6 protein-coding genes and 1 pseudogene are annotated in these 9,553 nt (G+C 69.5%); 2 read left to right on the top strand and 5 right to left on the bottom strand.

Going from position 1 to position 9,553, the window contains the following annotated elements:
- Nucleotides 1-67 precede the first annotated feature (67 nt).
- The 4 genes from RWX45_RS00610 to RWX45_RS00595 all read right to left on the bottom strand — a co-directional run bounded on the left by RWX45_RS00610 (nucleotide 68) and on the right by RWX45_RS00595 (nucleotide 4,938).
- Nucleotides 68-1,816 carry an iron ABC transporter permease gene (locus RWX45_RS00610; protein WP_316021857.1) on the bottom strand — a complete coding sequence of 583 codons (1,749 nt, stop codon included), beginning with the start codon at nucleotides 1,814-1,816 and terminating at the stop codon, nucleotides 68-70.
- A gap of 136 nt (nucleotides 1,817-1,952) precedes the next feature.
- Nucleotides 1,953-3,047 (bottom strand): ABC transporter substrate-binding protein, encoded by a 1,095-nt coding sequence (locus RWX45_RS00605; protein WP_316021856.1) that lies wholly within the window; start codon nucleotides 3,045-3,047, stop codon nucleotides 1,953-1,955.
- A gap of 243 nt (nucleotides 3,048-3,290) precedes the next feature.
- Nucleotides 3,291-4,076, bottom strand: a complete 786-nt coding sequence (locus tag RWX45_RS00600) for a response regulator transcription factor (RefSeq protein ID WP_316021855.1) — start codon at nucleotides 4,074-4,076, stop codon at nucleotides 3,291-3,293.
- A complete protein-coding gene (locus RWX45_RS00595) occupies nucleotides 4,066-4,938 on the bottom strand; it encodes a HAMP domain-containing sensor histidine kinase (protein ID WP_316021854.1) in 873 nt (290 codons plus the stop codon). The genes RWX45_RS00600 and RWX45_RS00595 overlap by 11 nt, the downstream gene beginning before the upstream one ends.
- Before the next feature lie 1,383 nt (nucleotides 4,939-6,321).
- Here RWX45_RS00595 and RWX45_RS00590 point away from each other — a divergent pair.
- Nucleotides 6,322-8,001, top strand: coding sequence for an MFS transporter (locus RWX45_RS00590; protein WP_316021853.1), 1,680 nt, complete (start codon nucleotides 6,322-6,324; stop codon nucleotides 7,999-8,001).
- Nucleotides 8,002-8,182: 181 nt separating this feature from the next.
- Nucleotides 8,183-9,013: a glycosyltransferase family 2 protein gene (locus tag RWX45_RS00585; protein WP_316021852.1), complete on the top strand. Its 831-nt coding sequence runs from the start codon at nucleotides 8,183-8,185 to the stop codon at nucleotides 9,011-9,013.
- 93 nt (nucleotides 9,014-9,106) lie between these two features.
- On the opposite strand, the pseudogene RWX45_RS00580 reads toward RWX45_RS00585, so the two are convergent.
- A pseudogene (locus RWX45_RS00580) lies at nucleotides 9,107-9,553 on the bottom strand (hypothetical protein); the annotation flags it as partial.

Raw genomic sequence — 9,553 nt, 5'->3', positions numbered from 1 at the left:
GGGTGAGTAGCTGGCTGATGGGTGGGGCCGACGACGGCGTCGCTGCCCGGTGCTGAACGGTTGCCGCTCAGCGGGTGGCGCGGCGTATCTCGGCGCCGCGCATGAGCAGGTTGAGGCCGCCGATGACGGTCATGACGATGATGATGAGGATCGTGCAGAACGCGAAGGCGTTGCCGAAACGGCCCGCATCCACCTCCGCCAGGATCTGGGAGGTCATGATCTTCGTGTGCGGAGTGGTGATGAAGATGATCGGTGACAGCGTGGTCATGGATCGGGCGAAGGCGTAGACCAGGCCGGTGAGGAAGGCCGGCCGGATGAGCGGCAGGGTTACCCGCCGGAAGGTCTGCGCCCCCGAAGCGCCCAGTGATGTTGAGGCCTCGTCGATCGCCTTGTCGATCTGCTGCAGGGAGGCGATGCCGGAGCGCTGCCCGGCGGGCATGGAGCGCGCGATGTACACCATGATGATGGCGAGCGCGCCGCCCGCGATGGCGCCGCCCCCGGCGAGCGGGGCGATGATGTTGACGCCGAACAGCGCCACCGGCCGGTTGAAGGTGACCAGGTAGCCGATGCCGATGACCGTGCCCGGCACGGCCAGGCCCAGCATGCCTAGGAAGTCGACCAGTGCGGCTCCGCGCCGCATGCGCACCACTACCAGCCATGCCACGAGCATTCCCAGCACGCCCGCGATCGGGGTGGCGATGAGGGCCAGGATGGTCGTGTCGATCATCGACTCGTTCCCGATTCCGGAGAGCAGGTACTCGAAGTGGCGCAGCGTGAAGGAGTTGTTGACCCCGAGGATCTCCACGAAGGCGCCCACCACGACGGCCGCATAGACGGTTACCACGAGCGCCAGCAGGGCGGCGCTGACCGTCAGCAGCGGAATGCGGGCCACGTTGGAGCGCAGCAGTTCGAAGGAGCCTGCTGGCTTGCCCGTCACCGTCACGGTGGAGGAGCGGCCCGACCAGTAGCGCTGCAGCAGGAACACCAGCAGTGAGGGCACCAGCAGCACCAGGGAGTAGGCGGCGCCCGCCGCGGTGTTGTACTCGCCGGTGATGGCGATGTAGGCGCGGGAGGCCAGCACCGTGTAATCCCCGCCGATGACCAGCGGGTTGGCCAGGTCGGCGATCGCCTCGGTGAACAGCAGGAGGAAGGAGGCCCCCAGTCCGGGCACCACCATCGGCAGTGTCACCGTGCGGAACACGGTGAACTTGGAGGCGCCCAGGGAGGCGGCGGCCTCCTCCATGGCCGGGTCGAGGCTGCGGAGCATGCCCACCAGGTTCATGTAGGCCACCGGGAAGAAGGATAGCGAGAGCACCAGCGTCAGCCCGGGCAGGCCGTAGATGTTCCACTCCTGGCCCAGCAGCTGGGTGGAGATGATGCCGTTGCGGCCGAACAGGGTGATGGACGCCGTCGCCACCGCGAAGGGTGGGGAGACCACCGGCAGCAGGCAGATGAGGTGGAACAGGCGCTTGCCGCGGAAGGCCACCCGCACCTGCACGTAGGCCAGGAGGAAGCCGATGAGTGTGCCGACAGTGCCCACCACCGTGCCGAGCACGAGCGTGTTGAGGATCGTGGCGCGGTTCGTGCGGGAGGAGGCGAGCTTGCTAAGCACCGCCACGCCGTCGGCGGACAGGGCCTCGGCAAGTACGCGGCCCAGCGGCAGCAGCACCAGGGTGATGAGGACGAGCAGGACGACGATGAGGATCGTCGTCGTCACGGGATCCTGCTTGACGCGGGTCCGGGAGCGGGATGAGGCCCGAGCGGGCGGGGTCTGGGTGAGGGAGGCGGCGGTCATGGGGGTCGCGCTTGAGGTCATGGGTGGTCCTCGGCTGGGTGGGTGTCTAGGGGCGACGGCGGTGTTGCCCGGCGGCTGGAGCAGCGACTTCCGGCACCGGCCGGTGCGGGCGCCCGGGAAGGGGGACCCGCACCGGCCATGAGCCGGGAGGCCGTTTCTACTCCTTGGGCTCGGCGGCGATTTCCTCGTCGAAGCGGGCGGTCAGAGCGGGCTTGGCCTCGGCCGCCGCAGCGAAGTCGTAGTCGACCAGGTTGATGTCGTCGAGGTCGACCATCTTGTCGCTGGTGGTGGCGTCCGGGTTGGTCAGCGCCTGGTAGGAGCCCACGGTCTGGCCCACGTTCTGGGCGTCGGCGGAGATGGCGAAGTCGATGTAGGCCTTGGCCGCCTCCGGGTGCTTGGAACCCGCGACCAGCGCGACGCCGCCGACCTCATAGCCGGTGCCCTCCTCGGGGAAGGAGACCACCAGGTCGGTCATGCCCTCCTCCTGGTACTTCACGCAGTCGTGGGAGAAGACCAGGCCGACGGCGGCCTCGCCGCGCCCCGCGATCTGACCGGGCGCGGTGCCGGACTTGGAGTACTGCAGCACGTTGTTGTGCAGCTGCTTCATGTAGTCCATGCCGGCGTCCTCGCCGCCCAGGCGCGTCACCTGCGTCCACAGGGTGGTGAAGGCGGTGCCGGAGGTGGAGGGGTGAGCGGTGGAGATCTGGCCCTTGAGGGCGGGGTCGAGCAGATCGTCCCAGGAGTCCGGGACATCCACGCCCAGCTTGTCCAGCTGTGCCTGGTTGGAGCAGAAGCCGAGGGCGCCGATGTACACGCCGGTCCAGTTGCCGTCCGGGTCCTTGTACTCGTCGGGGATCGTCTCCGCCTCGGGGGAGGCGTAGGCCTCGATCAGCCCCTGATTGACGGCCTCACCGTAACCGTCGACCGGGCCGCCGTGCCAGACGTCGAACTCGGGGTTGTCCTTTGCGGAGGCCAGGCGCGCCACGGTCTCGCCGGAGGACAGGCGCACATAGGTGGCCTGGATACCGGTCTTCTCGGTGAAGGCGTTGGTCCAGGCCTGGCACAGGTCCTCCATCGCACCGCAGGCGACGGTGATCGGGCCCTCGGCGGAGCCCGAACCGTCGGAGCCGGAGTCGGTGGAGCCGGCGCAGCCGGACAGGGCAAGTCCGCCGGCCATGACGGCGGCCAGCAGTGCGGTGCCACGGCGCGCACGGCGGGAGGAAGCGTGGGATGAGCGTCGGAGAGTACGCATGGGATGCCTTTCGGAATCAGTCGGCGCAGCACTGCGCCGCTAGACCTCCATCATGCGGGCGAGCGCGGGCCGACGACGATGGTTGAGCGATCGCAGACTGTGACAGAGGTGTCATTCTTCTCCGTCGGTGCCCGCCTGCGGACGGTTCCCGCGTGCAGGTGCGCTCGCGGGGCTCCCGGCGCGTGAGCCTTACTTGTTGCCCCGGCGCATGGGGACCCGGCAGACCCCCCGGCCTGGGACACCTCAGTCCTGTCCCAACGGGGGCATGCGGTAGCCGCGGCCGCGCACCGACACGACGACGTCGTCGGGCGCATCATGGGCCTTGAGGTGGCGGCGCAGCCGGTAGATGGTGGTGCGCACCATCTCCTTGCCGCCCGAGTCGTCGCTCGTGCCCCACACCTCGTTGAGCAGCTCCTGCCAGGTGACGACGGCGTCGCGCCGACGTGCCAGGGCCGCGAGCAGCCGGGCCTCGGTGTCCGGTAGCGGCACGTTGCGCCCCTCCCAGGAAACCCGGCCGGTCACCGTTGAGATTCGCAAGGGGCCGTTCTCGACGGCGTCCGGCCCCGCGCCGGCACGGCGGGTGACCGCCCGTGCTCGCAGAGCCAGCTCGCGCGGGGAGAAGGGCTTGGTCACGTAGTCGTCCGCGCCCGCCTCCAGGCCGGCGATTCGGTCCTGCTCATCGCGCAGGGCGGTCAGCAGGATGATGGGGACGCGGCTGCCCGTGCCCCGCAGACGCCGACACAGGGCGACCCCGCTGCCGCCCGGCAGCATGACGTCGAGCACGACCAGGTCCACCTTGCGGGATGACAGCAGCTCCCAGGCGACCTCGGCATCCGGGGCGGTCAGACACTCGAACCCCTGGGTCTCCAGGGCGAAGGAGACGACGTAGCGCATCTGCGGCTCGTCGTCGACCACGAGCGCCACCAGTTTCGGAGCCACCGCGGGGGAGGCAGCGACTGCGGGGGAGGGGCCGACTGCCGTGCTACGCGCTACGTCCTCCGACATCTCGTCTGCTGTGTCACCCGGCATCGCTGTTCTCCTTCGTCGGTTCCTGCGCCTCCGGCTCCGTCCGGGCGGGGGCCGCCGCGCGCAGCGGCAGCGTCAGGTAGACGGTGGTGCCGCGGGCGGCGATCGTATCGATGAGTACCCGGCCGCCGTGCTCCTCCATGATGCGCTGCGTCACCATCATGCCCAGTCCCGCCCCGCGACTGGAAGGCGCGGACAGTGGGTTCGAGGTCGCGTAGGGGATGAAGGCGCGACGCTGCTGCTCCCGACTCATGCCCTCGCCGTCGTCCATGATGGTGATGAGGGCGTCCTCGACTTCGGCGCTGATGCGTACGGTCACCGGCCGGCCCTCGGAGTGTCGCAGCGCGTTGGTGATGGTGTTGGCAACCGCCTGGCGCAGCAGTCCCCGGTCGGCTTCCAGGCGGACGGGGCGCCCGTGATCCTCCAGACGGATCGGGGTGCGCGTGGAGCGGCGCATCTCCTGGACGAGGTCGCGCACGAGCCCGCGCAGCTCCAGCTTCTCCAGGCGCAGCGCGCGCACCTCATGGTCCAGGCGCGCCTCGGTGAGGAAGTCCTCCGCCATCTGGGAGGCGTCGCGGGCATTGTCCAGGATGGTGGTGACGAAGCGCCGCTGCACCTCGTTGAGATCCCCGGGCGTCTCCTCCTCCAGCAGCTCGGCCGAGGCGCTGATGAGGGCCAGGGGCGTGCGGATCTCGTGGGCGAGAACGTCGCGCGGGGTACTGCGCCGCTGCGCGGCACGGCGCAGACGTGCATTGTCCCGGCGCGCGAGCAGCAGCGCGCGGCGCCAGCGCACTGCGAGGACGACCGCCACGATGGTTGTGGTGGCCAGCCCCCACCAGACCGCCAGGTGCGTCAGAGTGCTCACGGGCCCATCATGCCCATGTTGCGGCGGGATGCAGGTGGTCTGGGCGGGTTGACGCGCCTGCGTCCGGACGGATGTGGGCGACGAGTGATAGGAGCGAATGCCCTGGTGAATACCTGGTGCGTCGTTGTGATGGTGCGGGAAGGTCGGGGCGGTTGTGGTGTTGGCGGCGCATCCGGGTCGGTATGGGATGGCCGTGCTGTCCGGGCCTCATATGTGGAGCAGCTGGGCGTGGCGGCTATGCTCGTGGGGGCTCGTACATGGCGCGTGGGGTACCTGATGCGGCCAATACAGCGAAGGAACCCGGCGCCGTTGACGGGTCCCTTCGTCTGACCATCCCACCTTCCCACGGGCGGTTCTGTGGGGTGGAGCACATTGGAGCCCTGATTGGTCAAGCAAGGAATTTCTGCCGTGGTTACACCGCCGAAATTGGGACTGAGGTCCTCTGGCGTACGTTTGACCTGCGCAGATGTGTGAGGACCTGTATCCCGCCGAGCCTCGCGGCTGTGCCGGGGTGGTTCCCATCCCGCGTCGCCCCGTGCGCCTCGCCCGCTGAGCGGTGCGGCTGTGCCGGGGTGGCCGGCGCTGGGGTAGCGGTTGCGTCTACTACGCCGGTTCGGGGTCTACTACGCCGGTTCGGGGTCTGCGACGCTACTTAGGGGTCTGTTGAAGGCTTCCGAGGCCTTCAACAGACCCCTAACTGGCGTACCCAACGGTGAAGTGGCGTAGTAGACGCGCATGCCGACGGCCGTCTCAGACGGCGACCGCCCACACGCGGGTGGGTGTGGTGACGCGAGGGGAACTCCCCTCGGGTCCGCGGGCAGCCTCGGCGGGAGGGGCCCCGGTTGGCTGCTTGACGGTTCGTACTTGTTGACGACGGTTCGTACTTTTCGACGACGGTTCGGCACTTAACATCAACGCTTCGGCACTTTGCTTGACGGTTCGGCACCCTGGCTGCCGAACCGTCGGGTTACGTGCCGAGGCGTCCTGCGGAAGGTACGAATCGTCAGGCCAAGTGCCGAACCGTCAGTACCCTGATAGCACCCGCAAGTTCGGCGGCCGGGAGTGTCTGCCGTGGGCGGTGGCTGAGGTGTCGTCTGGGGCGCCTGCCACGGCGCCGGCTGGGGTGTTGGCCAGGGAGGCGACCGGGGGTGTCTGCCACAGCACCGGCCGGGGAATGCCACCCTGCTGGATACTGCCGGTGCCGGATGAGGGTGGCCTGCGCCACGGCGCTATTGAAGATCCCACACGTGTCGCCGCTTATGAGACGACACGGCGTCCGGATAACCTCTCTCCTCGCGTTCGCACACCGGCGTATGACACGTGGTGGGCGGACCTGCCGCGTGGGTAAGCGCTGCCGGTGTGCCAGTGAAAGGTAAAACCCGAGTGGCACAGTCCCACCCCGCCGGAGCGTCTCCGGCCTCCCCGATTCAGACCAGTCGCGCATCCGCCGTTGGCCCGCGAGACGCGGATACGGTCAGCCCCGCACTGGCAGGCTCCATCTTCGCCACGGCCGTCCTGGCCTTCCTGGGCCTGTTCCTGGAAACCGTCATGAGCGTGCTCTTCCCGGCGATCATGACCGACTTCGGCATCGGCACCTCCGACGTGCAGTGGCTGACCAGCGGCTACCTGCTGGTGGTGTCGGTCATCATGCCGATCTCCGGGTACCTGCAGCGTCGCTTCCGCGCGAAGAGCCTGTTTCTGGTGGCGGCCAGCGCCGTCGCCGTCGGCGCGCTCGCGGCCATGGTGGCCCCGACGTTCCCGGTGCTGCTCGCCGCCCGCCTCTTCCAGGGCGTCGGCACCGGCATCGTGACGCCCCTCATGTTCACCATCATCCTCACCCAGGCGCCCCGCTCGAAGACGGGCGCCCTCATGGGGGTTGGCGGCCTGACCCTGGGGGTTGCCCCAGCGGTCGGCCCGGTTGTCGGTGGCGTCATCGGCCAGGTGAGTTCCTGGCGGATGGTCTTCGCCCTCACCCTGCCCTTCGTCCTCGCCGCGCTCATCGTCGGCGTCCGCTCCATCCAGCAGACCCGCCCCACCGAGCGCATCCGCCTTAACGTCGCACACGTCGCGCTGCTCGCCCTCGGCTTCGTGGGCCTCATCCTGGGACTGGAGCGCGGTGGCGCCCTGCTGGCCGCCAGCAGCTCGGGCAGCCCCGCCTCCGCCGGCCAGATCGCCCTGGTGGTGGGCCTGCTGGCGGTCGGCGTACTTTCCGGCATCGGCTTCCTCATCGGCTCGCGTCGCTCAACCAACCCGATCCTGCGCCTGTCGGTGCTCTACAGCCCGGTCTACCGCAACGGGCTCGCAGCCTTCAGCCTGCTGCAGTTCGTCGCCCTCGGCCTGGGCTACCTCATCCCCAACCTGTCTCAGTTGGCGTTCGGCTCCAGCAGCATGACGGCGGGCCTGCTGGTGCTGCCCGGCGCCGTCGTCGGTGCGGTGCTCGCCCCCATCGCCGGTTCGCTCTACGACCGCTTCGGTCCCGCCGTCCCGATCAGCATTGGCGGCGTGCTCGCACTGGTCGCCACCGTCACCCTCGCCATCATCGGCGCGGATCTGACCAGCACCGTCATGGCCGTGGTCTACCTGCTGTTCATGTTCGGATTCGGGCTGGCCTACACCAACACCCAGACCCTGGGCATGAGCGGGGTGGAGCGCTCGCTGACCACCGACGGCACCTCGCTCATGAACACCGTGCAGCAGTTCTTCGGCGCCATGTCGATGACCGTACTGTCCACCGTGCTGGCCATGAACCAGGCGGGCACCCAGGCGGGCACGCCCGCTTACGCCGTCGCCTCCGCTCGGGGTGGAGCCATCTGCTTCACGATCGTGGCCGGCGTGGTGGCTGCCGCCTGCTTCTTCGAATACCGCGGCCTGGTGGCGGTTCGCCGCCGCGCCGCAGAGGCCGCTGCCGCCGACGCCGAACTCGGCATCGACGCCTCCGTCACCCGGCTGCTCGACACGCCGGTTGCCGGTGAGATCCCCGTCACGGACGCGCCGGAGTCCGCCGGGCCGCGCGACGTCGTCGACGCCGCGGCCGAGCCGACAGCCGATCTCGCCGCCCGCTGACCGGTATTCCAGACACTCGCCCGGCCACTGCCTCCACGGTGGTCGGGCGAGTGGCACGTCATCGCCGCAGCGATACCGGGCCACCCTCCCGTCCGTGTCTGTCCGTACTGCGAGACTTGACTGTGACCCGACGATGCTGGCCGCAGGGGCGATTCGCCGCCGATATGACTACCCTGGGGTTGTGAGCTCGACGCCGCCATCTGGGTCACAACCCGACCAGTCTCCTGACCAACGCGTTGCCGTCGTCATCCCGGCTAAGGATGAAGCCGAGCGGATTGCGGCAACGGTGCGTGCCTGCCGAGCCATCCCCAGGGTTGACCTTGTTATCGTCGTCGACGACGGCTCCACCGATTCCACCCAGGAGCACGCGCGCGCCGCCGGTGCCGTGACCGTGCGCCACTCCGTGTCCCGCGGCAAGGCCTCCGCCATGGAGACCGGCGCGAGCGTGGTGGCGATGCGCGACTACGAGGACGGTCCCGCCCGCTTGCTGCTCTTCATCGACGCCGACCTGGGCGACTCCGCCGCCGCCTGCGCCGAGCTCGTTCCGCCCATTATCGACGGCATAGCTGACATGTCTGTCGCCGTTCCCCCCAAGCAGGCCGGTGCCGGCGGGCGCGGGCGCGTGGTGCGGGCGGCCCGGGCCGCCATCGCCTCGGCCACCGGCTGGGCGCCGGTCGCCCCCCTGTCCGGGCAGCGCTGCCTCACCCGTGAGGCCTATGAGGATGCCTCCCCCCTGGCGGAAGGGTGGGGCGTCGAGGTGGGACTCAGCATCGACGTTCTCGTCGCCGGGCACGCCGTTATCGAGGTCCCCTGCGACATCACCCACCGCGTCTCCGGCAACGACCGGGCCGGACGCCTGCACCGCGCCGCCCAGTACAAGGATGTCGTGCGCGCGGTCATATCCCGTCGTATGCGGCGTATCCGTGTGCCAGCGAGCAATCTCAACGACGACGCCGTCCGCGAGCAGATGCCCTTCCGCGCCTACCGCGCCCGGCAGGCCGCCAAGGCCTGATAGGCGGGCGTACCCCAGCGGATGACGAAGCCGGGTACGTGCCACGAACTCTCCGGCCACGCGGAGCACGCCCCGGGGCGAAAAACGGGGGGGCTAAGCGCCGGGTGTGTCCGCGGTGTCAGCGGCGCCCGGTGTCACCGCCGCCCGGCTGGTGAGTAGTGCGGTCAGCGCCGGCACGGCGGCGATGGCCGAGTACATGAGCATGGTCAGACCCGAATCGTTGACGACCACCTCGACGACGACGAGCACCGCCAACGCCCGCAGGGCCGGCCCTAGCCACCCCGGCGTCGAGAATGCCGCCAACCAGGCGTAAGGGCCCGCACCCGCCCGGGCCTCGCGCAGCGTGCGCCGTACCCACCAGGCCGCCGCAGCAACCACGCCCACGCCCACCAGGAGCGCCGCCAGCGCCACGGGACTGGTAAGGAACGGGGCGACGAGCGCCGCGGCCTTGCGCAGCAGGGTTGCTCCGGCGGTCCCATCCAGCACCTGGGCGACGAATCCGCCCAGGTGCGTGCGCGCGCCGGCCGCATAATCCAGGAT

It is taken from the genome of Actinomyces sp. MRS3W, assembly GCF_032465695.1.
GTDB lineage: Bacteria > Actinomycetota > Actinomycetes > Actinomycetales > Actinomycetaceae > Actinomyces.
This window is presented reverse-complemented; position numbering and strand designations above follow the sequence as displayed.

Coding starts and splice junctions, on each gene's coding strand:
- RWX45_RS00610 (WP_316021857.1), bottom strand. CDS start 1,816: ATGACCTCAAGCGCGACCCCCATGACCGCCGCCTCCCTCACCCAGACC.
- RWX45_RS00605 (WP_316021856.1), bottom strand. CDS start 3,047: ATGCGTACTCTCCGACGCTCATCCCACGCTTCCTCCCGCCGTGCGCGC.
- RWX45_RS00600 (WP_316021855.1), bottom strand. CDS start 4,076: ATGCCGGGTGACACAGCAGACGAGATGTCGGAGGACGTAGCGCGTAGC.